We start from the raw sequence: 21166 nt of genomic DNA, 5'->3' as shown, positions 1-21166 counted from the left end.
ACAGCTGCCACTCTATCGGGGCGGGTGTGCGGCGTCGGCAGGGCGAGGCACGCCGTGGCGGTGGGTCTCCTTCGTCGGTGTTAAGAACCGCGATTTCTTCATAGCCTGCGAGCGGAAAACGAGCCGATCGGTGCCCTCCTCGTGGCTAGGCTGGGAATCATGGTGAGTCTGACTGCCGACCTGAGTCCGCTGCGTCCTGACCGCAACCTCGCGATGGAGTTGGTGCGCGCGACCGAGGCGGCGGCGATCCGAGCCGTGCCGTTCATCGGCCGCGGGGCGAAGGAGGCCGCTGACGGTGCGGCCGTCGACGCCATGCGGGCCTTCCTCGGGACAGTCGACTTCCAGGGCCGCGTGGTGATCGGCGAGGGCGAGAAGGACAACGCCCCGATGCTCTTCAACGGCGAGGTCGTCGGGACCGGTCGCGGGCCCCTCTGCGACATCGCGGTGGACCCCATCGACGGGACATCGCTGACCGCCGCCGGGCGGCAGAACGCCCTCTCGGTGATCGCCGTGTCCGACCGCGACACGATGCTCGACGCCTCCAGCGTCTTCTACATGGACAAGCTCGTCACGGGGCCCGCCGGTGTGGGCGTGGTGGACATCCGTCTGCCCATCGGCGAGAACATCCGCAAGCTCGCCGGTGCGCTGGACAAGCCGGTGGACGAGATCGTGGTGTCGGTGCTCAACCGCCCCCGGCACGAGCAGCTCATCCAGGAGATCCGCGACGCCGGAGCCGGAACCCGCCTCATGAGCGACGGCGATGTCGCCGGCGGCATCAACGCCGCCCGGCACGACGCCCGCACGGACATGTGCGTGGGGGTCGGCGGCAGCCCCGAGGGCATCGTCACCGCGTGTGCGATCAAGGCCCTCGGCGGTCATATCCAGGGTCGGCTCTGGCCGCGGGACGGCGACGAGCGCCAGCGCGGCATCGACGCGGGGCTCGACATGGACAAGGTCTACGAAGCCGACGACCTGGTGCAGGGGAACAACACGATCTTCGTCGCGACGGGTGTCACGGACGGCCAGCTCGTGGCCGGTGTGCGGCGCGAGCGCGGCTACGTCTACACCGAGAGCGTGGTCCTGCGAGGAGCCTCCGGAACTCTGCGCCGCATCGCGTCGGAGCACCTCGTCTCGAAGTGGCTGTGAGGCCTCTCCCGCGGTGATGATCGTGGGCCGGATTCCCGCCATCGTTACCGACCCGGTATCGCCTCCTCCACGGGTCGGCCCCGGTTCGGCGAGCCGTCGTGTCACAATTGTCACTGGGTTTGTCGCCGTCGACGGAGCCGCCAGGCACCGCAGGCACAGGAGGGCGAACGCATGACAACGCAGCACACGAGCGGCTCGAAGAGCGCCGCGCCGACCAAGATCATCACGACGAACACCGGACGCATCCTCCGGGTGAGCGCCGATGCCGAAGCGGCGGCCGTGGCCCCGCCGGCACCCGTCGCGCAGCCGGCCGTCGACCCGGCTCGGCGCGCCGACGTGCTGTTCCGCGTCCGCCGCGCCGAGGGGCACGAGGTCAGTGCCTGGTGGATGATCGGCGCCTTCCTCGCCACGAGCGGCCTCGTCATCCTGCTGCTCAGCGGCGTTCCCGGCGTCGCCTGACGCCCTCGCGGCCGGTCGATCCGTCGCCGCTGTCAGTCCTCCCGGTCGGGAAGCGCGGCGGCGTGATCCAGACGCGCGCGAACCTCGCCGACATCAGCCTGCATCGCGTCGGCGGCGTCTTCGGCCTCGGCCGGGACCAGGAGCTCCGGCGCGGTGAAGCGCCGTCCGTCCGCGGTGATCGCCGGCATCGGTGCCAAGGCCTCCGCATCGACGCCGGGGAACTGGCGGGCGGTGACGAGAACCCGGGACTCCAGGGATCCGGCGAAGCGGTTGTAGCTGTCGACCGTGCGCTCGATCGCCCGACGGAGGTCGTCGGCATGACCCGCGAGCGTGCCGAGGCGCTCGTACAGCTGCGTGCCGAGCGCCAGCAGACTCCGGGCCTCGGTGGACACCTCCTGCTGCGTCCACGTGTACGCGACCGTCTTGAGGACCGCCCAGAGGTTCACGGGGGAGGCGAGCGCCACGCGGCGGCTGAAGGCGTAGTCGAGCAGCGTCGGGTCCTCGTCGATGGCGGCGGCCAGCAGCGACTCGCTCGGCAGGAAGCAGATGACGAACTCCGGGCTCGCGTCGAGGCCTGACCAGTAGGCCTTCTTGGCGAGGGCGTCGACGTGCGCGCGGACCGCACGGACGTGTTTCTGCATGTGGGCACGACGCTGCGGTTCGTGGGCGTCGCCTGCGGGCAGCGCCGACGCCTCGAGATAGGCGTCGAGCGGCACCTTCGCGTCCACGGCGATCGACGTGCCGCCCGGCAGGCGGACGACCATGTCGGGGCGCCCCTGGCCGCGGTCGGAGGTGATCGTCGCCTGCAGGTCGAAGTCGACGTGTCTGGTCAGCCCCGCGGCCTCGACGACGCGCCGCAGCTGGGTCTCGCCCCAGACGCCGCGCGTGGACGTGGAGCGCAGCGCGCCCGCGAGCGACTCGGTCGTCGCGCGGAGCGCTTCATCGGACTCCTGGGCACGTCGGAGCTGCTCGGCGAGCGTGCCGAACTGCGCCTGCCGTTCGCTCTCGATCGCAGCGACCTTGGACTGCATCTGCTGGAGGCTCTCGCGCACCGGCGCCAGGGCCTGCAGCACGGCGTTCTGCTGCTGGACACGCTGCGCTTCCGCCCGCTGCTCGGAGCGGGCGTGTTCGACCGCGTCCCGGTAGAGGTCGTACTGGCGGTCGCGGTCGTCTCGCGCCGCCGCGAGCTCAGCCTGCGTGCGCGCGATGTCGGCGGCGCTCCGTCCGGCTCGGAGGAACCAGCCGAGAGCGACGCCCGCGGCGAGGGCCACGAGCAGGAGAACGATCGACAGGGCATCCATGGCTCCATGATGCCGAGGGCCTCCGACATCGCCGGGAGGCGGCGAGGCGCGTCAGGCGACGGCGCGCTCCAGCGCCGGCACGGCGGGCTCGGTGACGCGGAGCCCGAGGGCGTCGGCGAGCCCGAACACGTCGAAGGCGCCGGCGCGGGCGGCCGCGTCGACGATGATCTGTGCGCAGGCGAGCGCATCCGCGAGCGCGTCGTGATGCGAGAACTCCGCATACCCTGCCGCCGCGGCGGCGAGCGGAAGGCGGTACGAGTCGAGCTGATAGGTCTTCCGCGCCACCTGGAGGCTGCACAGCGAACGGTACGGCGGGCAGATCTGGCCCGTGACCTCCGTCGCCCGACGCAGCACGTTGAGATCGAAGCCGGCGTTGTGAGCCACGAGCACGTCCGCTCCGGCGAAGGCGCAGAGCCGTTCGAACTGGTCGACCCACGTGGCCGCCGAGAGCACGTGCTCGGGGCGGATGCCGTGGATGCGGACGTTCCACTCCTGGAACTCGTCATGGCCGGGCGGAGGCTGGATCAGCCAGTTCGCGGTGGCGACGACCTTCCCGTCCCGCACCCGCACGAGTCCCACGGAACACGCGGAGGCCGGGCTGGAGTTCGCGGTCTCGAAGTCGATCGCAGTGAAGTCCAGTGGCACGTCCTCACTCTCTCCCGGGCCTCCGACGTCGCTGTGCAGGCTCGCCGTATGCTGGCCACATGGCGGACGAACTGGCGAGGTCCTTCGGTGCGGCGGCCGGAAGCTACGAGGCCGGACGGCCCGAGTACCCGTTCGAGGCGGTCGCCTGGATGTTGGAGCCGATGGCGGACGGTGCGCGTCGGGTCGCCGACGTCGGCGCCGGGACCGGCAAGCTCACGCGGGCGCTCGTCGCGGCTGCGGACGCCGAGGTCGTGGCGATCGACCCGGACCCCGCGATGCTCGCCGCGCTTCGCGAGGCCGTACCAGGGGTCCCCACTTTCGTCGGGACCGCCGAGGAGCTCCCACTGCCGGACGCGAGCGTGGACGCCGTGGTGCTCGGTCAGGCATGGCACTGGGTCGAGCCCGTCGCCGCCTCCGCGGAGATCGGTCGGGCGGTGCGGCCGGGCGGTGTGCTGGGACTCGTCTGGAACCTCCGCGACGAGCGCGTGGACTGGGTGCGGCGGCTCACCGACATCATGCACGGCAGCAACGCCGAGATCATGCTCGCGGCCGGCGACCCCGTGGTGGCCGAGCCGTTCGGCGCCTTGGCGCAGGAACGGTGGGAGTGGTCGCGCCCCATGACGCGGGAGTTCCTGCACCGCATGGCCGCGTCGCGCAGCGCCGTGATCACCGCCGACGAGGCCGAGAAGGACCGGATCCGTGGCGAGATGGACGCGCTGTTCGACGAGCTCGGCCTGCACGGGGACGACACGGTCGAGGTGCCGTACGTGACGAGGGCGTTCCGCGCGACCCGCGGCTGAACAGGCGCCCGCGCCGTATCAGGCACCTTTCGCGCACTCCCGCCTGATCCCGCGTGAGCGCTTGCCCTCCGCGGGGGTGAGGCGGGGGAGGGCGGCGTAGGTAGACTCGTTCCCCGTGGCTCTCACTATCGGAATCGTCCGTGGCGGCAACGTCTAAGTGGGGCAAACGGCCATCTGATTCAGGCGCTCGCGGTTACGCCGCCAGAATGCTCACTCCTCGATGGAGCAGCGAGTGCCGGCGCCAAACCACCCATCTGTGTTCCAGTGCCACTCGTCAGGTGTATAGCTGTCGAAGTGGATCTTTACCGATGCGAAGACGGACGCACCGATGACGAGCGAGTCCCAATCTTGAGCAGGCGGGGCGAAGTGCACCACGGCGCCCTCGGAGGAGGCGGCGAGGGCCTCGGTCGGCTGCAACTCGATGGCCTCGTCTTCGTCTTCGGAGGTATAGAAGTAGGCGTCCCAGTCATCCGCGTCCGGCCTGCAGGTGACGTAGTCTAGTGAGCCATCCGAGTTGACTCGCACAGCGGAGGCATCCGTGACAGTGCAGCCCGCGAGGGCGAGCGCACCAGTGACCGCGCCGGATGCAACGGCGAGTCCTCTGCGCTTTTGCATGAAGATCACGGTACCCGGGCCGACGTCACCTCCCGTCTGCCGATGCTCGATCGTTACGACGTAAGGCCAGTCGGCGCTCAGTGCTTGTCCCGCGAACCCGTCAGAGACCCGCGGCATGACCTCGTAAACTGAGGATCACCATGCCAAACTTATCGATCGGAATCGTCGGCCTGCCCAACGTCGGCAAGTCCACCCTCTTCAACGCTCTCACCAAGAACGACGTGCTCGCGGCGAACTACCCGTTCGCGACGATCGAGCCGAACGTCGGCGTGGTGAACCTGCCCGACCCGCGGCTCGAGAAGCTCGCCGAGATCTTCGGGAGCGAGCGCATCCTGCCCGCCGCCGTGTCGTTCGTCGACATCGCGGGCATCGTCCGAGGGGCGAGCGAGGGGGAGGGGCTGGGTAACCAGTTCCTCGCGAACATCCGCGAGGCCGACGCGATCGCCCAGGTGGTGCGCGGGTTCTCCGACGACGATGTGGTGCACGTGGACGGTGCCGTGAACCCGGCGTCGGACATGGAGACCATCAACGCGGAGCTCATGCTCGCCGACCTGCAGACCGTCGAGAAGGCGATCACGCGGTACGAGAAGGAAGTGCGGGGCAAGAAGATCGACCCGTCGGTCCTCGAAGCCGCGAAGGCCGCCAAGGATGCGCTGGAGCGCGGAATTCTGCTCTCCACCAGCGGCCTCGACCTCGAGCCGATCCGCGAACTCGGGCTCCTCACGGTCAAGCCCGTCATCTTCGTCTTCAACGTCGACGAGTCCGTGCTGACCGACGACGCCCGCAAGGCCGAGCTCGCCGCCCTCGTCGCCCCGGCGCAGGCCATCTTCCTCGACGCGAAGATCGAGTCCGAGCTCAAGGACCTCGACCCCGAGGACGCTGCCGAGCTCCTCGCCTCGACGGGGCAGGACGAGTCGGGCCTCGACCAACTCGCCCGCATCGGCTTCGACACGCTCGGCCTGCAGACCTACCTCACCGCAGGTCCGAAGGAAGCCCGCGCCTGGACCATCCCCAAGGGATCGAAGGCCCCGCAGGCCGCCGGCGTCATCCACACGGACTTCGAGAAGGGCTTCATCAAGGCCGAGATCGTGTCGTTCGACGACCTCGTGGAGACCGGTTCCGTGCAGGAGGCCCGTGCCAAGGGCAAGGCGCGCCTGGAGGGCAAGGACTACGTCATGCAGGACGGCGACGTCGTGGAGTTCCGCTTCAACAACTGAGGCAGCCGGGCCGGGCGAACACCGCTCAGCCACCGAACTGCCCCGGCGCAGGGCTCGAGCTGTCAGCAGCGGACCGGGACGCGGCGAGGCGCCCAGGGTCAGAGGGCTGATCCGGAGAGAGCACGGACCGACGCGCGCGGTCGAAGGCCCACCGTGATGAGGTGGATCGCGAACCAGATCTCGAAGGCGAAGATCGGCAGGGCGCAGACCCCGGCGATCGTCCCACCCTGCGGGATCATGTCGAACAGCTGAGCGGAGTTGCTCGCGAGTACCAGTGTGCCGCCGATGAGACCGAGCGCCGCCAGCGCGCGCGGGACGAGGCCGGTGGTGAACAGCAGCCACCCCAGGATGATCGTGTTCGCGCTGATCACCAGCCCCTGACCGACGAGGAAGGCGGCAGTGTGGAGTGCGACGAGTGTCTCCGCCATCGGTCCGGTCGCGGTCGTCCCCTGCAGCGCGAGCATCGGGAGCGTACCTGCCGCGATGAGGGCGGCTTCGAGGGCTCGCAGCGCAGCGAAGGTGGCCGCCCGGGCGGGACCGACCTGGCCCAGCAGGAGCCAGAGGAGGATGCCGGTTCCGAGACATCCGCCGGCGAGGAGGAGCTCCACAGTGACGCCTCCGGTCAGTGCGCCGCCCGCGTATGCCGCGACCGCTGCGATCGAGGTGGCGTGGGTAACGAGGTAAAGGATGCCCGCGATGCGAGCGTATGTGCGGGAGCGGTCGGGCATGGCGTTCCTTGAGCTAGAGGTATACGCCGTACACCGACGCGCTCCTCACTCTAGGTATACGCTGTAGACGTGTCAAGTTCTCCCGTCCGCCGTCCGCTCGACCGCGAGCAGGTCCTGGCTGCGGCCGCCGGCCTGGCGGACGAGATCGGTCTCGAGCGCACGAGCATGAGGCGGGTCGCGGACGAGCTCGGGGTCACCGCGATGGCGCTCTACAAGCACGTCGCGAATCGCGAGGAGCTGATCGACGGCATGCTCGACAGGCTCGTGGCGAGCATCGGCGTCCCGGCGGGTGGTCTTCCATGGCAGGACGCGCTCCGGGAGCGCATCGGCTCGGCCCGCATGGTGATGGGCGCGCACCCATGGGCGCAGGCGGCGATCGAGACCAGGGCGGCGGCGACACCGACGGTGCTGGGGTACATGGACTCGCTCATGAACATCATGTTCGACGGGGGGCTGTCCGCGGACCTCGTGCATCACGCCATGCATGCGTTGAGCACGCGGATGTGGGGGATCACACGGGATGTGCTGCCCACCCCCGAGGTCCCGGCGGATCCTGCGGTGCGTGCCCGGGCTCTTTCGGAGTTCGCCGTCTCGTACCCCGCGATCGTGAGGATGGCGACGACCGCCCCGCACGCCGGCGCCGCGTGTGACGACGACGCGGAGTTCGCCTTCGCGCTGGACCTCCTGATCGACGGATTCGCGCGACTGCATGAGCAGGGGTGGAGTTCCGCTCGCTGAACGCCCCGCTAGTGCCGGACCCCGGCTCCGGGCCCGTGGCGATCCACGAACTCACGGAGCGCGCGCCTCGCGCGGTGGGTCTCGACGATACCGACGACGATCCCGGCAGCGAACACGATGATGCTGAGAACGCGCCACAACCCGGCGGGCGCATCGAGGAGGAACGCGACCGTCCAGCCGACCGTCATCACCGACGAGAACACGATCGCGTAGATGCCCCAGTTCCGCCGCCGTTCCAGTGCCATGCGCTGCTGGATGAGCGACGGCTCCGGTCCGCCCGCGGGCCTGCTCATACCCGGAGGGAGGTGCCCTCGCCGCTGCCGGCAGGGATCGGGACCGCAGCGCCGGAGCGGGTGCGGAACCACAGGGTGAGTTCGAACAAAGCGCGCTCCATGGTGGAGGAGTCCGCGCCGTCGACGAGGTCGTCGAAGGAGTCGCGGAAGCCTGTGGGGGCGGCCGCGCTCCCACCGCGGAACGACCGGTAGCCCATCGACCAGTCGGAGAAGAGCCGGGTGGTGATCGGCGTCTCCAGGAGGATGCGCATCGCGCGGTGACGCGGATCGTCCGCGATCGTGTCGACGAGTCGGCGTACGGCCTCGACCGGTCCTTCGAGGACCTGGAGGAAGCGCCCCTGGCGGAACAGGAGGAGACCGGTGATGTCGCGGGCCGCGTTCGACCGACGGCACTGCTCCAGAAGCTGCTCCAGGGCGGTCTCACGGAACGGCTGCGCCGCCGTGCTGGTGTAGACGAGGCGGAGCAACCCGTCGGTCATGGCCGCCGTCACCCCTGCACCAGCTCCGGGGTTCCGAGGGCGGCATCGCCCTCCGAGGGGCCGGCGTGGGCGACGACCTCCGTGGTCGCGTCGCTCAGCGTGGCGTGCAAGCCGAGGGGCTGCGCGGACGCGGAGAATGCGGCGAAGCGGCCGTCGGGCTGACGGTCGACGTAGCCGAGGAAGTCTCCGCCGCGGCTTCCGACGTGGAAGCCGTCCTCGACGCACGCCCAGAGGACATCCGATGCGGGGTGGGGGGAATCAGGCACGGCTCCACCCTACGGTGGACGGCCGACATCGCCGCGGGCCTTGCGCGCACCCGCCTCGATATGGCACACGGACCCGGCGCGGCCTCAGTCGCCGGCGCGCGGGCGTCCCGGTTCCCGCCAGCGCGGCGGCACAGGTGCCGGGGTGAGCGGCTCGACGCGGTCCGGCGTCGGCAGGCTCGCGGGAACCCCGGCGTGCAGGACGAGCTCCTCGTCGGCGTGCCGGATCGTCACCGGCTCCCCGGCGCTCAGTCGGTAGGTCGTCTCCGTCGGTGTGATGTCGACGTGCAGGATGCAGCCGTGCAGCCGGACTCCGAACGCGAGACGGGTGACGCCGTCCGGAAGCTGCGGCCGGAAGGACAGGCCGTGGTCTCCCTCCCGCATACCCCCGTAGCCGGCCGTCACGCCCGTCCAGATGCCGGCGAGTGCCGCGATGTGCAGTCCCTCGTCGGTGTTGCCGTGGAGGTCGTCCAGGTCGAGGGCAGCGAGCTCGGCCAGATAGGCCGATGCCAGTTCGAGATGCCCGACCTCGGCGGCGATCACGGCCTGAGCGGCCGCGGAGAGCGAGGAGTCTCGCACGGTCAGGGCGTCGTAATAGGCGAACGCCCTGGCCTTCTCCTCCCAGGTGAACTCCTCGTGGGAGGTGTAGAGCGCCAGCACGAGGTCGGCCTGCTTCAGCACCTGCTTGCGGTAGATGTCGAAATACGGGAAGTGGCTGTGCAACGGATACTCGTCGGGCGCCGTGGCGTCGAAGTCCCACCGGGCGTGCGCGGTGAAGCCCGCCGACTGCGGGTGCACCTGTCGCTCTTCGTCGTAGAGCACGGTCATGGCGTCGGCCGCGGCCTCCCAGGCGGCGACCTCCTCCTCGTCCGCTCCCAGCGCTGCGGCGACCTCCGGGTGCCGTCGGGCGGCAGCCGCCGCCCCCCGGAGGTTCCGGCGCGCGGAGAGGTTCGTGTAGACGTTGTCGTCGACGACGGCGGTGTACTCGTCCGGGCCGGTGACGCCGTCGATGTGGAAGCCGCCGTCGTCATCCCCGCGCCCGAGGGACAGCCAGAGGCGCGCCGTCTCGACGAGGATCTCCGTGCCCCCCTCCCGCTCGAAGTCCTGGTCACCCGTCGTGCGGACGTAGTGCATCACGGCACCTGCGACGGCGGCGTTGATGTGGAAGGCCGCCGTGCTCGCGGGCCAGTAGCCGGAGCTCTCCCGGCCGTCGATCGTGCGCCAGGCGAAGGAGGCGCCGCGCAGGCCGAGCGTGCGCGCCCGCTCCCTGGCGTGATCGAGCGTCGCATGACGCCAGCGCAGTGCCTGGAGCGCGGCATCGGGAGCGGTCGAGGTGAGCACGGGGAGCACGAACGCCTCGAAGTCCCAGAACGTGTGGCCCTCGTAACCGGAGCCGGTGAGGCCCTTGCCCGGCACGGATCGGGCTTCGGCTCTCGCCGACGCCTGGAACACCTGGAACAGCGCGAAGCGCACGGCCTGCTGCAGCCGCGCATCGCCGTCGATACGGACATCACCGCACTCCCAGTACCGATCGAGGACCGCGCGCTGACCCGCCATCAGCGCCTCCCAGCCCAGACGAGCGGCTTCCTCCACGGCCTCCTCCGCGCGGTCCCGCAGCGTCTGCGGCGCGAGGGTGGCCGACCACTCGTGTCCGATGAGCTTGACGACCTCGAGCTCCTCGCCGGGCGCGAGGTCCACGCGGATGCGCGTGCGTGCCAGGTCGTCGTCGACCTCGGTCGTCACCTCCGGAGCGCCCTCTGCGGAGACGCGCACGATGTGGTCAGCGCTCACCGCGACGCGCAGGCCGCTGCGCCGGGTGCGATGCAGCAGCGTGCTCCGCGCGCCGCGCTCCGATCCCGCGACGGCTTCCAGCGGACGGGCGAGGAGCTCCTGCACGCGCGGGTCGTCGTGGGTCGTGGGAAGCGGTTCGTTCGCGAGCAGCTCGGACAGCACGGTGATCGCGAGGGCGCCGTCGACCGCTGTCACGCGGTAGCGCACGGCGGCCAGCGACCGGTGCTCGAGGGAGACCAGACGGGTCGACGTGATGTGCACGCGACGGCCCTCCGCCGATTCCCAGTCGACCTCCCGGTGCAGGGTGCCGTCGCGGAGGTCGAGGCGGCGGGTGTGCGTGTGCACCGTCCCGTGCTCGACGTCGAACGGCTCGTCGCCGACCAGCAGGCGGATGAGCTGCCCGTTCGGGACATTGATCACCGTCTGTCCGGTCTCGGGGTACCCGTACCCGTCCTCGGCATACGGCATCGGGTGCTCTTCGAACACGCCGTTGAGGTAGCTTCCCGCGACGCCTCGCGGGTCACCCTCGTCGAGGTTCCCGCGCCAGCCGACGTGGCCGTTGGAGAGACCGAAGACGGACTCCTCCTGCGCGAGATGGGCGGTGTCGACGCTCTCGATGCCGACGGCCCACGGTTCGACGGTGAAGCGCGCCGTCATCGGCGCGCCCGACCCTCGGGGCGCTCGTCCGAGGAGGAGGTGAGGATGCCGAGGAGCATGGAGTTCCCTTCTGCCGGAGACCGTGTGCCTCGACGGTATCCGTGCCTACGCGTCGGCACGAGGGAGTTGCGCGGCGCCGAGCCGGTCGGGTAGGTGCTCAGCGGCGCGAGCGGCGCCAGGGCACCAGTACCGCGCCGAGGACGCCCGCGACCGCCACGGTCCGCCACCCGGGGTGCACACGCAGCCAGGTCGTGATGCTGCCCCGTCCGCGGTGCGGCAGCCCGCCCCGCTGATCGGTGTCGCGGAGCGGACCGACGAGGTTCCCGAACTGCGCAGGGGCGCTCTCGTTCGTGCGCATCATCCGGAACCCGAACCGGCCGAGCGCCGCATCGAGAAGACCGGGCGCGATCCGCTGGACCCCGGTGAGCAGCAGGGCGCCACCGCCGACGTGGATCGTGCGGGCCGGATGGACGGCGGCGTAGACGATCGCCCGCGCGACGGACCGGGCGCGGTAGTGCGGATGCGGTCCGCTCGGGCGATACGTCATGCGGCTGCGGGCGTGGCGGTAGATCGGGGTGTCGATGACGGCGGGACGGACGACGGTGATCGTGACGGGCGCGCGCTCGGCGCGCAGTTCGCGGCGGAGGGCGTCGACCGCTCCTTCCACCGCATGCTTCGAGGCGGCGTAGGCCCCGTGCAGCGGCATCGCCGCCACCGCCTCGGCCGAGCTCACCACGATGATGGTCCCGCGCGAGTGCCGGAGCGCCGGCAGCGCCGCCTGGAGGCCGTTGAGCTGTCCGACGACGTTGACGTCGAGGACCCGCCGGAGCTCCTCGGGGGTGGTGTCGGCGACGGGGGCGTAGAGGAGCACCCCTGCGTTGCCCACCCAGGTGTCGATCCGGCCGAACGCATGCGTGATCTGGTCGACTGCGTCCTGCACCGCCCGGCGGTCGGAGACGTCGCACACGACGCCGCGGACGTCCCCGCCCTCCGCGGCGATCTCCTCGACCGTCTCGGTCAGCGCCTGTTCACCGCGGGCGAGCAGGACGACGGATGCCCCCGCTCGGGCGAAGCCGAAGGCCGCCTCCCGGCCGATCCCGCGGGAGCCGCCGGTGACCACCACCACCTGGGCGTCGAGGGGCGGCCGCCGTACGCGTGTGCGCGGCGACCGTCCCTTCCGCGAGACCGATGACGGCATGTCACTCCTTGTGGAGCGCGTCCTGCGCGGCGCCGGCCACCTTCTCCACGACGTTCGGCAGCTCGGTGGTGCCGTAGAAGCGTGCGTCCGGGTGAGTGGGCGGAGGCATCTCGGCCGTGGTCGTCGGACCCTCGTGGTAGCTGAACTCGCCGTGTCCGTCCGGCGTGGGGCCGGATGCCCAGGTGCCTTCCGCGGCGGCAGGACCGTCGCTGAAGTTGAGGTACTGGTACGACACGTCGCGGTGCTCCTTGGAGAGCGGGAAGTTGCTCGGCACGGGGAGCTTCTCGGCGCCCTCGGCCTTCAGCTCCTCGGCCGCGGCGAGCCACTGGTTCTGGTGCATCGTGTCGCGCGCCAGCAGGAAGCTCAGCAGATCCCGCACGCCGTGGTCGTCGGTCATGTGGTAGAGCCGGGCGACCTGCACCCTGCCCTGCATCTCGGCGTTCGCGTTGGCCATGAAGTCGGCGAGGAGGTTGCCGCTGGCGGTGATGTAAGAGCCCTGCCAGGGGTTGCCGTTGCTGTCGACCGGACGCGCGCCGGCACCGGCGACGATGCCCTGCTGCACATCCGTGCCGCCCACGATGGCGGCGACCGTCGGGTCATCCTGCACGGCGTCCTCCGTGATGCCGAGCGGGGACTTCTCGAGCAGCTGCGCGATCATGACCGCGAGCATCTCGACGTGCCCCATCTCCTCGGCGCCGATGCCGAAGACGAGGTCGCGGTACTTGCCGGGGATGTGCATGTTCCACGCCTGGAACTGGTACTGCAGCGCGACGGTGATCTCGCCGTACTGCCCGCCGAGGACCTCTTGCAGCTTGCGGGCGTAGACGGCGTCCGGGGCCTCGGGCGTCGCGGAGAACTGGAGCTCCTGTCGATGGAAGAACATATCGAGCCTTTCTCTTCTGGGGATGGGCTGGCCATGCAACGCCCGGTCGGCCGATCCACGCAGGGCCTTTCCAAAGCCCGACGCGCCTGGGACAATCACTCTCGGCCCGCGCGACATCGGACTTCGCCGCGGTGATAGCCGGTCGGCGCCGACGCCGTCAACCCCCGCCCGCATCCGCGGTCCTCCGGGCAGTCTGTTCCCATGACGGAGGAGACGGCGGCAGCGCAGGACGCGATCGACGCCTTCCTCGAGTCCCACCTCGATGAGATGGTCGAGCGGCTGTCGGCCTGGGTCGAGATCCCCTCCGTCTCGGCGGCCCCCGAGCGTCGGATGGACGGGGTGCGATCCGCGCATTGGATCGCCGCAGAGCTGCGCGACGCGGGCTTCACGACGTCGCTGCTCCCGGCGGGCGATGCGGTGACCGTGTTCGCCGAGCGCGAGGGCGCGCCGGGGTCACCCACGGTCCTCGTCTACACGCACCACGACGTCCGCCACGCCAAGCCGGAGGAGTGGAACGAGACGGCGCCGTTCGCGCCGGTGCTCCGAGAAGGGCGGCTCTACGGGCGCGGCGCGTCGGACGCGAAGGGCCAGGCCCTCGCGCACGTCTGGGCGCACCGGGCGGTCGAGGCCGTGGACGGCGTCGGAGCCGGGGTGCACCTCAAGCTGCTCATCGACGGCGAGGAGGAGATCGGCTCCCCGCACCTCAAGGACCTCCTGGAGGCCGACCCCGACCGGTTCGCGTGCGACGTCGTCGTCTTCTCCGACACCCTGCAGTGGGAGGTCGACTCCCCGGCTCCGGTCACCTCGATGCGGGGGACGCTCACCGCGACGCTCACGGTGCAGGGGCCCGACCGGGACGTGCACAGCGGTGCCGCCTCCGGCGTGACGGTGAATCCTGCCCTCGTGCTCTCCCGCGTGCTCGCGCAGCTGCACGACGAGGACGGCGGGATCGCCATCCCCGGATTCCATGACGGCGTGGCCCCGCTCAGCGACGAGCGCGCTGCGGAACTGGACGCGTTGCCGTTCGACCCCGAGGACTGGACGCGGCGTACCGAGACCAGGGTCATCGTGGGGGAGGAGGGCTTCACCCCGAAGGAGCGCCTCTGGGTGCGCCCGGCCATCGAGGTGATCTCGCTGCTCGCCGGAGACCCGGAGGGCATCGAGCGCTCCGTGATCCCGCGGGAGGCCATGGCCTCGCTGAGCATCCGAACCGTCGCCGATCAGCGTAACCACGACGTCGCCGACGCGCTCCGCGCCTTCATCGCCGACGTCATGCCCTCCGAGGCGACGTATCGCCTCGAGGTCGACGAGGACATCGCGCAGGAACCGTATGTCTCTCCTCCCGGACCCTATCGGGACGCCCTGGAGCGGGCCCTCGCCCGCGGTTACGGTCGCGCGGTGCGGGGGAGGATGGGCAACGCCGGGGGAGGGCCGGCCGAGCTGCTGTCCCGGGAACTCGGCGCCCCGGTCGTCTTCCTCGGAACGGGTCTGCCCGAGGACCACTGGCATGCGAGCGACGAGAGCATCGATCTGCGCATGCTGGTCCGCGGCGCTGCGACCCTCGCGCATCTGTGGCGCGAGCTCGCCGCCGCCTCATGACTCCGCCGGGGGATGCGAGGAGGAGGCTCGTCCCCCGGCGGGCTACGCTGGACGCAGGCGCCACCGCCCGGTGCCCGGTCGCAGGAGCCCGGCGCGGACGGCGCCTGCGAACCTGACACCGACGGCTTGAGGAGAACGACGCCGATGACCGACACCCAGATCTTCGAGCCCGAGGGCCGCGCCATCCCCTTCGTCGATGAGGGCGATGGGCCGGTCAAGCTGGTGCTCATCCAGGAGCGCGGCCTGGCCGCCGACGTGCTCGGAGTGGTCGGTCACTACCTGGCGGAGGAGGCCGGATTCCACGTGGTGCGGATCGGCCATCGCGCGGATGACGCAGAGATCTCGGTCGAGGACCGCGTCGCGGACGCGCTCGCCGTCATCGACCACATCGGCCTCGGCGACACGTGGATCGGCGGGCACGGCTTCGGCGGCACGATCGCGCGGTCGTTCGCGCTCGTTCACCCGGAGCGCGTGAACGGTCTGGCCCTCCTCGGCGTGGAGGACGTGGACACCCCCCTCGCCCCGGTCATCCCGGTGCTGCTGATCCAGGGGACGGCCGACGAGGTCACCCCGCCCGCGAACGCCGAGAGCCTGCGCGCCATGGCTCCGGAACGCGCCAGCATCAAGGTCGTCGAGGGCGGGGATCACCTCTTCCCGATGACGCACCCCATCGAGACGGCTGTCGTGCTCGAGGAGTATCTCGACTGGGACTGAGCCCGACCCTGTGCACACGCGAACGCCGCGGCCGGATCGGCCGCGGCGTTCGAAGTCTGAGCTCTCAGGCGACCTGAGGGAGCACGGCGAAGGAGACGGAGCCCTCGTCGTCCACGCCCGCGTCGAGCACCTTGTCGTCCAGGGCGGAGGCGGCGGCCTCGTCGAGGAACAGGCGGGTGCCCGACAGCTCGACGACCTGATCGGCGGGCTCCGGGTCGGCGGTCACGGCGACGGCGAGCCGGGCCGCGCCCGTGTCGTCCTGCGCCTCGGCGGTATGGATGCGCAGCCCAGCGGCCGGCGCGTCGTTCTGACGACTCACGAGGGTCGACACGATGGCGGTGGCGTTGTCGGTGAGGGTGAGCATGAGCTCTCCTTTCCGGTTGGGGCATGACGCGGTCGCGACATGTCCGGACTACGATTCCGCATCGTCCGGATCCGCTCGACCCCCTTGCGCCTGCGGGGGTGGTGCCTTTAGCCTCGCAGCCGCTTGCGGAGGAACACCTGAGCGGTGCCGTCGCCCTGCGGCACCCGCTCGCGCTCCTCGTAGCCGCAGGACTCGTACAGCCGGATGTTCGCCTCGCTGAGGCTTCCGGTGAAGAGCTCGGACTCGCGGGCGTCCGAGGCCTTCTCCGCCGCGTCGAGGAGCTTCCTCCCGATGCCCTCGCCCTGCATGTCGGGGGCGATCGCGATCCGCCCGATCAGGAGCAGGTCGTCGTCCTCGACGAACCGGATCGCCCCCACCAGGCGGCCGTCGATCCGTGCGCCGAGCCCGCTCTCCGAGGTGAGCTCTGCCTCCATCTCGGCGAGCGTCTGCGTCAGCGGCGGCATGTCGACGCTGCCGTAGATCGCCGCCTCGGACACGAAGGCCGCCCGCTGGATCGTGAGCACCTCTCCGGCATCCGCCGCGGTGAGAGGCGCGATGACCACCTCGGGACGATCCTCCTGTGCTGCTGTTCCCACTGTTCCGCCTCTCTCGATGGCCCTGTCGCCTCCCTCACGTTCGGGGGTCCGCCCGGTGGGTGTCAACCCCCTCGAATCGGCTGTGCCGCGGGGCTACCGTGACAGCAGGAGGTCACACCATGGCAGACACGAAGACCAAGAAGACCGGCAGCTCCAGCAGCAAGAGCGGAGCGACGAAGGCGGGCGTCAAGACCACGCGCCAGCAGAATGCGGAGAAGGGGTTCACCGCATCCCCGACCCTCGCGGCGAACCTGCAGGCGGTGCTCGTCGACCTTCTCGAACTCTCGCTGCAGGGCAAGCAGGCCCACTGGAACGTCGTCGGACGGAACTTCCGCGACACCCACCGTCAGCTCGACGAAATCATCGAGGACGCCCGGACGTTCAGCGACACCATCGCGGAGCGCATGCGCGCCCTGCACGCCGTGCCTGACGGGCGCAGCGCCACGATCGCGAAGACGACGACGCTCCCCGAGTTCCCGACCGGTGAGGTGTCGACGACGGAGACCATCGACCTCGTCACCGCGCGCCTCGAAGCCGCAGTCGGGACGATGCGCGATGTGCATGACGCCGTCGACGAGGAAGACCCCACGTCCGCGGATCTGCTGCACGCCGTCATCGAGCGCCTGGAGCAGTTCGCGTGGATGGTGAGCGCGGAGAACCGCAGCCCCGCCGGCCGCTGATCAGCCCGCTGTCCGACCGCCGCCCCCGTCGCGCTCATGCCGACGAGGGCGGCGGTCCTTCGTCTGCTCCGACCCGCGCGCGGGCTCGCCGCAGCAGGCCGGGCAGCGCCATCCACAGCCCGACCACGAGCAGGAGCGAGGCGATCAGCGCGACGATCCCGGCGGTGCGGCTGACCGTGAAGTCCACGATGAGCGTCGTGACCCCGATCGTGAGGGCGCCGATCACGAAGAGGTCGATCTTCACCAGGCGCGCCGCCGTCCGGACGAGCTCAGGCTTCAGCCGGCTGCCGAACAGGGCACGATGGATGCCGACGGGGGCGAGGGCGAGGATGGTGGCGACCGCCGCGAGTGCCACGAGCACGACATACAGGTCGCGCTGGAATTCGTCCATATCGGTGAAGCGCGGCTGGAACGCCACCGCGAGGAGGAAGCCGGTGAGGATCTGCGTGCCGGTCTGCATCACCCGCAGTTCCTGCAGCAGCTCCTCCCAGTTGCGGTCCGCGCGCTCGTTCGGGGTCTCGTCGCGGCCGTCATCGCGGTCGTCGCGCTCGTCGGCGCCGCCACGGGATTCTGCTGTCATGGCGATAGTCTCGTGGGCACGATCCGGCGCTGTCCAGAACCTTGCGCTGCCGGATGGACAGGCCTCAGGAAAGGACCCGAGATGACCCTTCCCCCGATCGACGAATGGTGGCCCGAGCTGTCCGACGATGCGCGTCGCGCGGTCATCGACAGCGGGTCGCGGCATCTCGACGAGGACGTCCGGGAGGAGATCCGGGAGATCACCGGAGCGGTGGTGGGGATGATCGAGTCGCTGTCCGACGACGACCTCGCGTACGCCCGGGACCACGCACCCGACGAGGACTGAGACGTCAGCCCTCCGGCTGCTCGGCGGTCTCCTCGCGCAGCCGCGGCTCCGTGCGACGTTCGGGGCGCACGCCGTGCTTGTCGGCGTAGAACGCGCGGATCCGGTCCATGTCGGCGGCCACGTCGCCCGTGAGGTCGATCGTCGGCCCGAGGCCCGTCGTCATCGTGTGGCGGTCGACGAAGCCGAGAGTGACCGGCATGCCGGTGGCTCGCGCGATCCGGTAGAAGCCGCTCTTCCAGTACTCGTTGCCGCCCCGTGTGCCGTCGGGGGTGACGACGAGGCCGAACACCGTCCCGGCATGCACCTGGTCCACGACCTCGCCGACGACGCGCGCCGGATCCGCCCGGTCGACGGCGATGCCCCCGAGCCCGCGCATGATCGGCCCCCGCCAGCCGCGGAACAGGCTCTTCTTGCCCAGCCAGTGCACGTCGATGCCGAGGCGCCACGCGATCGCGAGCATGAGCACGAAATCCCAGTTCGAGGTGTGCGGGGCGCCGATCAGGACGGTCGGTCGCGTCGGCGCGGCGTCGGCGACGAGGGTCCACCGGCTGACGGCCCAGTACACGCGGGCGAGGAATCGTCGGAGCATCCGTCCAGATTAGGCGGAACGGCCTATCGATCGCCTGGCGGCGGGGCCCCGGTGGTCCGCGTGAGAGCCGCGGTGAGCGCCGGGTCCAGCCCCGGGACGTCCTCGACGGGCACGGCCAGCGCGAGAAGAGCCCTGCTGAAGTAGTTGCGCGCCGCCGCCGCCAGGGTGATGTCCACGATCTGCCGGTCGCTGAACCCCTGGTCTCGCAGCTCCTGCGCATCGGCGTCGGTCATCGCCCCCGGATCGGTCGACAGCCGCGTGGCGAAGCGGATCACGGCCTGCTCCTGCTCCGTGAAACCGCGGTCGTCTCCCGCGGCGAAGGCGGCGAGTCCTTCCTCGTCGACGACGCCGGCGCGCAGGGAGCGGCGGCCGTGGGCGAGCAGACAGTGCGCGGATCCGATGGCCCGCGCCGCCCCCAGGGTCGCGGCCTCGTAGATCGGCACGCCGATCGACGGGACGACCGCGCGGACGAGGGCTTCGAAGGCGGCGTGGGCGTCGGGGTTCACGGCCATGGCCTTGGTGTGAGCGAACACGATGCCGTCGTCGGCGAGGTCGCTCTCGTACATCGCGGCGACGTGGCCGGTCGCGGTGGCCCGTTCGGGAGGGTGGATGATCATGGCGCCTCCTCGGCTCCGGGGCGCGCGGCGAGGGTGCGCACCCCTCGCCGGGAACGATACGCCGCTCTAGGCCGCAGAGAAGAGCGTGCGGCGCCCGGTGCTCCTGGCAGGCGTACGATCGAGGGATGACCGAATCGAAGCAGGAGAACACCGGGCAGGACGCGCCGCTCGGGCTGCAGCCGCTGCCGGGTGCGATCGAGCTGCTCGAGGGCGATGCCGCCGGCTACTGCAGCAACGGCGTCTGCCACATCCCCGCCCCCAAGGAGCGGTGAGCGGCAGACGCCGTCGGTGTGGCTGCGCGGTCAGTGACCGCCGTGCGCCGCGTCGCCGATGTCGTCGGCGGGCTTGCGCACCAGCGGGCTGAGCGCGACCGCCGCGAGCGAGATGATCGCCGCGATGAGGAAGGCCGTCCGCGCTCCGGGGGCACCGGCCACGGCCCGCGACAGGCCCTCGTCCTCGCCGGCGTGCAGGATCGCCGAGTACGTGACCGTGAGCAGGGCGACGCCGGCCGCCCCGCCGACCTGCTGCAGCGTGTTGAGCACCGCCGAGCCGTGCGAGTACAGCGAGCGGTGCAACGACCCGAGCGACGAGGAGAACAGCGGCGTGAACGACATCGCGAGGCCGACCGACATGGCCGCCTGCACGATGATCAGCAGCCACCACACGGTGTGCTCTCCGACCGTCGAATAGAAGAACAGCGCCGCCGAGACGAGGATCGTCCCGGGGATGAGCAGCGGACGGGTGCCCTTCGCGTCGTAGACACGGCCCATGATCGGACCGAGCAGGCCCATCAGCACCGAACCGGGGAGCAAGATGAGGCCCGACTCCAGCGCGGTCAGTCCGGCCACGTTCTGCAGGTACTGCGGCAGCAGCGTCAGGGTGCCGAACATCGACAACGCCAGGATCGTCATGATGATGACGGCCAGCGAGAAGTTCGCCGAGCGGAACACGCGCAGGTCGAGCAGGGCGTCGTCGACGCGCTGCAGCACGATCTGACGCCAGACGAACAGGGCGAGCGAGACGGCGCCGACGACCAGAGCGATGACGCCGGTCGTGCCGCCCGATCCGCCCTCGCCGCCGAACTGGCTGAGGCCGAAGACGATGCCGCCGAAGCCGAGCGCCGCGAGCGGGATGGACAGCACGTCGAGCGGAGCCTTGCGGGTCTCGCCGAGGTTGGTCATCCACTTCGCGCCCATGGCGAGCGAGATCAGGGCGATGGGCAGCACGATGGCGAACAGCGCGCGCCAGTTGAACGCGTCGAGCACGGCCCCCGCGAGCGTCGGGCCGATCGCGGGCGCGAGCGAGATGACGAGACCGACGCGGCCCATCATGCGACCGCGGGACTGCGCGGGCACGACGTTCATGATCGTCGTCATCAGCAGCGGCATCATGATCCCCGTGCCGGCGGCCTGGATCACGCGGCCCACGAGCAGCACCGAGAAGCCGGGTGCGACGAAAGCCACGAGCGTCCCGATCGAGAACGCGGTCATCGCAGCGATGAAGACCTGCCGCGTCGTGAAGCGCTGCAGGATGAAGCCGGTGGTCGGGATGACCACCGCCATCGTGAGCATGAACGCGCTCGTCAGCCACTGGCCGAGCTCGGGCGGGATGCCGAGATCGGTGTTCAGGTGCGGGATCGCGATGCCCATCGTCGTCTCGTTGAGGATGGCGACGAAGGCGGCGACGAGCAGCAGCCAGATGACCCGCATGTCCTTGCGCGGGATCTCCCCGTGCGATGCGGGGGGCGTCGTGATGGAGCCGGTATCGACGGCAGACATGGGCGGCCTCCAGGGCATCGGAAGAAAAAGAGATGTGCGAGAGTTCGCGAGAGTCATTCAGCGTAACGGGTCGGTGGGACATTTCATTCCGATCCCTGCGATATCCGCCCTGAGCGGAGACGACGGCCCGCGGTGTCCGCCGTCCTGAGTA

26 protein-coding genes are annotated in these 21166 nt (G+C 70.5%); 10 read left to right on the top strand and 16 right to left on the bottom strand.

Annotated elements, in window-relative coordinates; genetic code table 11:
• Positions 1-159: 159 nt before the first annotated feature.
• Both glpX and AB1285_RS09960 read left to right on the top strand, forming a co-directional pair.
• Positions 160-1146, top strand: coding sequence for a class II fructose-bisphosphatase (gene glpX, locus AB1285_RS09965; protein ID WP_370428682.1), 987 nt, complete (start codon positions 160-162; stop codon positions 1144-1146).
• Between the two features lie 171 nt (positions 1147-1317).
• Positions 1318-1605, top strand: a complete 288-nt coding sequence (locus AB1285_RS09960; protein WP_187663605.1) for a hypothetical protein — start codon at positions 1318-1320, stop codon at positions 1603-1605.
• A gap of 32 nt (positions 1606-1637) precedes the next feature.
• On the opposite strand, the gene rmuC is transcribed toward AB1285_RS09960, so the two are convergent.
• The gene (gene rmuC / locus AB1285_RS09955) at positions 1638-2906 is read right to left on the bottom strand and encodes a DNA recombination protein RmuC (protein WP_370428683.1); all 1269 of its coding nucleotides are present in this window, start codon (positions 2904-2906) and stop codon (positions 1638-1640) included.
• A 51-nt stretch (positions 2907-2957) separates the two neighbouring features.
• Complete coding sequence (locus AB1285_RS09950; RefSeq protein WP_259952171.1) at positions 2958-3551, bottom strand: exonuclease domain-containing protein; 594 nt, start codon at positions 3549-3551, stop codon at positions 2958-2960.
• A 59-nt stretch (positions 3552-3610) separates the two neighbouring features.
• Here AB1285_RS09950 and AB1285_RS09945 point away from each other — a divergent pair, with 59 nt between their 5' ends.
• The gene (locus AB1285_RS09945) at positions 3611-4351 is read left to right on the top strand and encodes a class I SAM-dependent methyltransferase (protein WP_370428684.1); all 741 of its coding nucleotides are present in this window, start codon (positions 3611-3613) and stop codon (positions 4349-4351) included.
• 210 nt (positions 4352-4561) lie between these two features.
• Here AB1285_RS09945 and AB1285_RS09940 read toward each other — a convergent pair whose 3' ends face one another.
• Positions 4562-5083, bottom strand: coding sequence for a hypothetical protein (locus AB1285_RS09940; protein WP_292795330.1), 522 nt, complete (start codon positions 5081-5083; stop codon positions 4562-4564).
• A 23-nt stretch (positions 5084-5106) separates the two neighbouring features.
• On the opposite strand from AB1285_RS09940, the gene ychF reads away from it, so the two are divergent.
• Positions 5107-6183 carry a redox-regulated ATPase YchF gene (gene ychF / locus AB1285_RS09935; RefSeq protein ID WP_292795333.1) on the top strand — a complete coding sequence of 359 codons (1077 nt, stop codon included), beginning with the start codon at positions 5107-5109 and terminating at the stop codon, positions 6181-6183.
• Between the two features lie 98 nt (positions 6184-6281).
• Here ychF and AB1285_RS09930 read toward each other — a convergent pair whose 3' ends face one another.
• Positions 6282-6911: a DUF4386 domain-containing protein gene (locus tag AB1285_RS09930; RefSeq protein WP_370428685.1), complete on the bottom strand. Its 630-nt coding sequence runs from the start codon at positions 6909-6911 to the stop codon at positions 6282-6284.
• Between the two features lie 69 nt (positions 6912-6980).
• Here AB1285_RS09930 and AB1285_RS09925 point away from each other — a divergent pair, with 69 nt between their 5' ends.
• Entirely contained in the window at positions 6981-7649 is a 669-nt protein-coding gene (locus tag AB1285_RS09925; protein ID WP_370428686.1) for a TetR/AcrR family transcriptional regulator C-terminal domain-containing protein, read from the top strand.
• An 8-nt stretch (positions 7650-7657) separates the two neighbouring features.
• On the opposite strand, the gene AB1285_RS09920 is transcribed toward AB1285_RS09925, so the two are convergent.
• The 6 genes from AB1285_RS09920 to AB1285_RS09895 all read right to left on the bottom strand — a co-directional run bounded on the left by AB1285_RS09920 (position 7658) and on the right by AB1285_RS09895 (position 13213).
• A complete protein-coding gene (locus tag AB1285_RS09920) occupies positions 7658-7942 on the bottom strand; it encodes a hypothetical protein (RefSeq protein ID WP_370428687.1) in 285 nt (94 codons plus the stop codon).
• Positions 7939-8421 (bottom strand): BLUF domain-containing protein, encoded by a 483-nt coding sequence (locus AB1285_RS09915; RefSeq protein WP_259952183.1) that lies wholly within the window; start codon positions 8419-8421, stop codon positions 7939-7941. The genes AB1285_RS09920 and AB1285_RS09915 overlap by 4 nt, the downstream gene beginning before the upstream one ends.
• 8 nt (positions 8422-8429) lie before the next feature.
• Complete coding sequence (locus AB1285_RS09910; protein WP_060923504.1) at positions 8430-8687, bottom strand: hypothetical protein; 258 nt, start codon at positions 8685-8687, stop codon at positions 8430-8432.
• An 84-nt stretch (positions 8688-8771) separates the two neighbouring features.
• Positions 8772-11132, bottom strand: coding sequence for a glycoside hydrolase family 65 protein (locus tag AB1285_RS09905; protein WP_370428688.1), 2361 nt, complete (start codon positions 11130-11132; stop codon positions 8772-8774).
• Positions 11133-11289: 157 nt separating this feature from the next.
• Entirely contained in the window at positions 11290-12330 is a 1041-nt protein-coding gene (locus AB1285_RS09900) for an SDR family oxidoreductase (RefSeq protein WP_370428689.1), read from the bottom strand.
• A gap of 1 nt (position 12331) precedes the next feature.
• Positions 12332-13213: a manganese catalase family protein gene (locus AB1285_RS09895; protein ID WP_085606628.1), complete on the bottom strand. Its 882-nt coding sequence runs from the start codon at positions 13211-13213 to the stop codon at positions 12332-12334.
• A gap of 201 nt (positions 13214-13414) precedes the next feature.
• Between AB1285_RS09895 and AB1285_RS09890 the strand changes: the two genes are divergently transcribed.
• Together AB1285_RS09890 and AB1285_RS09885 are read left to right on the top strand one after the other, a co-directional pair.
• On the top strand, positions 13415-14812 hold the full coding sequence (locus AB1285_RS09890; RefSeq protein ID WP_370428690.1) for a M20/M25/M40 family metallo-hydrolase: 1398 nt from the start codon (positions 13415-13417) through the stop codon (positions 14810-14812).
• A gap of 144 nt (positions 14813-14956) precedes the next feature.
• Positions 14957-15526, top strand: a complete 570-nt coding sequence (locus AB1285_RS09885; protein WP_370428691.1) for an alpha/beta fold hydrolase — start codon at positions 14957-14959, stop codon at positions 15524-15526.
• Between the two features lie 64 nt (positions 15527-15590).
• On the opposite strand, the gene AB1285_RS09880 is transcribed toward AB1285_RS09885, so the two are convergent.
• Positions 15591-15890 (bottom strand): hypothetical protein, encoded by a 300-nt coding sequence (locus tag AB1285_RS09880; RefSeq protein WP_060921362.1) that lies wholly within the window; start codon positions 15888-15890, stop codon positions 15591-15593.
• A gap of 107 nt (positions 15891-15997) precedes the next feature.
• Positions 15998-16453, bottom strand: coding sequence for a GNAT family N-acetyltransferase (locus AB1285_RS09875; protein WP_232089203.1), 456 nt, complete (start codon positions 16451-16453; stop codon positions 15998-16000).
• 152 nt (positions 16454-16605) lie between these two features.
• Here AB1285_RS09875 and AB1285_RS09870 point away from each other — a divergent pair, with 152 nt between their 5' ends.
• Positions 16606-17166, top strand: a complete 561-nt coding sequence (locus AB1285_RS09870; protein WP_187663618.1) for a Dps family protein — start codon at positions 16606-16608, stop codon at positions 17164-17166.
• A 34-nt stretch (positions 17167-17200) separates the two neighbouring features.
• On the opposite strand, the gene AB1285_RS09865 is transcribed toward AB1285_RS09870, so the two are convergent.
• The gene (locus AB1285_RS09865; RefSeq protein WP_292795365.1) at positions 17201-17746 is read right to left on the bottom strand and encodes a DUF6328 family protein; all 546 of its coding nucleotides are present in this window, start codon (positions 17744-17746) and stop codon (positions 17201-17203) included.
• Positions 17747-17827: 81 nt separating this feature from the next.
• On the opposite strand from AB1285_RS09865, the gene AB1285_RS09860 reads away from it, so the two are divergent.
• Complete coding sequence (locus AB1285_RS09860; RefSeq protein WP_187663620.1) at positions 17828-18031, top strand: hypothetical protein; 204 nt, start codon at positions 17828-17830, stop codon at positions 18029-18031.
• 4 nt (positions 18032-18035) lie between these two features.
• Here AB1285_RS09860 and AB1285_RS09855 read toward each other — a convergent pair whose 3' ends face one another.
• Positions 18036-18620 carry a 1-acyl-sn-glycerol-3-phosphate acyltransferase gene (locus tag AB1285_RS09855; protein WP_370428692.1) on the bottom strand — a complete coding sequence of 195 codons (585 nt, stop codon included), beginning with the start codon at positions 18618-18620 and terminating at the stop codon, positions 18036-18038.
• 23 nt (positions 18621-18643) lie between these two features.
• Positions 18644-19237, bottom strand: coding sequence for a carboxymuconolactone decarboxylase family protein (locus AB1285_RS09850; RefSeq protein WP_370428693.1), 594 nt, complete (start codon positions 19235-19237; stop codon positions 18644-18646).
• Between the two features lie 125 nt (positions 19238-19362).
• Here AB1285_RS09850 and AB1285_RS09845 point away from each other — a divergent pair, with 125 nt between their 5' ends.
• Complete coding sequence (locus tag AB1285_RS09845) at positions 19363-19509, top strand: hypothetical protein (RefSeq protein WP_187663623.1); 147 nt, start codon at positions 19363-19365, stop codon at positions 19507-19509.
• A 30-nt stretch (positions 19510-19539) separates the two neighbouring features.
• Here the strand turns inward: AB1285_RS09845 and AB1285_RS09840 are convergent, their stop codons facing one another.
• A complete protein-coding gene (locus AB1285_RS09840) occupies positions 19540-21015 on the bottom strand; it encodes an MDR family MFS transporter (protein ID WP_268777767.1) in 1476 nt (491 codons plus the stop codon).
• Positions 21016-21166: the final 151 nt, after the last annotated feature.

The organism is Microbacterium sp. NRRL B-14842 (genome assembly GCF_050470785.1).
The sequence above is the reverse complement of the archived record's forward strand: the minus strand, read 5'-3'. Positions and strand labels throughout refer to the sequence as shown.

Coding starts and splice junctions, on each gene's coding strand:
- glpX (WP_370428682.1), top strand. CDS start 160: ATGGTGAGTCTGACTGCCGACCTGAGTCCGCTGCGTCCTGACCGCAAC.
- AB1285_RS09960 (WP_187663605.1), top strand. CDS start 1,318: ATGACAACGCAGCACACGAGCGGCTCGAAGAGCGCCGCGCCGACCAAG.
- rmuC (WP_370428683.1), bottom strand. CDS start 2,906: ATGGATGCCCTGTCGATCGTTCTCCTGCTCGTGGCCCTCGCCGCGGGC.
- AB1285_RS09945 (WP_370428684.1), top strand. CDS start 3,611: ATGGCGGACGAACTGGCGAGGTCCTTCGGTGCGGCGGCCGGAAGCTAC.
- AB1285_RS09940 (WP_292795330.1), bottom strand. CDS start 5,083: ATGCCGCGGGTCTCTGACGGGTTCGCGGGACAAGCACTGAGCGCCGAC.
- ychF (WP_292795333.1), top strand. CDS start 5,107: ATGCCAAACTTATCGATCGGAATCGTCGGCCTGCCCAACGTCGGCAAG.
- AB1285_RS09930 (WP_370428685.1), bottom strand. CDS start 6,911: ATGCCCGACCGCTCCCGCACATACGCTCGCATCGCGGGCATCCTTTAC.
- AB1285_RS09920 (WP_370428687.1), bottom strand. CDS start 7,942: ATGAGCAGGCCCGCGGGCGGACCGGAGCCGTCGCTCATCCAGCAGCGC.
- AB1285_RS09915 (WP_259952183.1), bottom strand. CDS start 8,421: ATGACCGACGGGTTGCTCCGCCTCGTCTACACCAGCACGGCGGCGCAG.
- AB1285_RS09905 (WP_370428688.1), bottom strand. CDS start 11,132: ATGACGGCGCGCTTCACCGTCGAACCGTGGGCCGTCGGCATCGAGAGC.
- AB1285_RS09900 (WP_370428689.1), bottom strand. CDS start 12,330: ATGCCGTCATCGGTCTCGCGGAAGGGACGGTCGCCGCGCACACGCGTA.
- AB1285_RS09895 (WP_085606628.1), bottom strand. CDS start 13,213: ATGTTCTTCCATCGACAGGAGCTCCAGTTCTCCGCGACGCCCGAGGCC.
- AB1285_RS09890 (WP_370428690.1), top strand. CDS start 13,415: ATGACGGAGGAGACGGCGGCAGCGCAGGACGCGATCGACGCCTTCCTC.
- AB1285_RS09885 (WP_370428691.1), top strand. CDS start 14,957: ATGACCGACACCCAGATCTTCGAGCCCGAGGGCCGCGCCATCCCCTTC.
- AB1285_RS09880 (WP_060921362.1), bottom strand. CDS start 15,890: ATGCTCACCCTCACCGACAACGCCACCGCCATCGTGTCGACCCTCGTG.
- AB1285_RS09870 (WP_187663618.1), top strand. CDS start 16,606: ATGGCAGACACGAAGACCAAGAAGACCGGCAGCTCCAGCAGCAAGAGC.
- AB1285_RS09865 (WP_292795365.1), bottom strand. CDS start 17,746: ATGACAGCAGAATCCCGTGGCGGCGCCGACGAGCGCGACGACCGCGAT.
- AB1285_RS09860 (WP_187663620.1), top strand. CDS start 17,828: ATGACCCTTCCCCCGATCGACGAATGGTGGCCCGAGCTGTCCGACGAT.
- AB1285_RS09855 (WP_370428692.1), bottom strand. CDS start 18,620: ATGCTCCGACGATTCCTCGCCCGCGTGTACTGGGCCGTCAGCCGGTGG.
- AB1285_RS09850 (WP_370428693.1), bottom strand. CDS start 19,237: ATGATCATCCACCCTCCCGAACGGGCCACCGCGACCGGCCACGTCGCC.
- AB1285_RS09845 (WP_187663623.1), top strand. CDS start 19,363: ATGACCGAATCGAAGCAGGAGAACACCGGGCAGGACGCGCCGCTCGGG.
- AB1285_RS09840 (WP_268777767.1), bottom strand. CDS start 21,015: ATGTCTGCCGTCGATACCGGCTCCATCACGACGCCCCCCGCATCGCAC.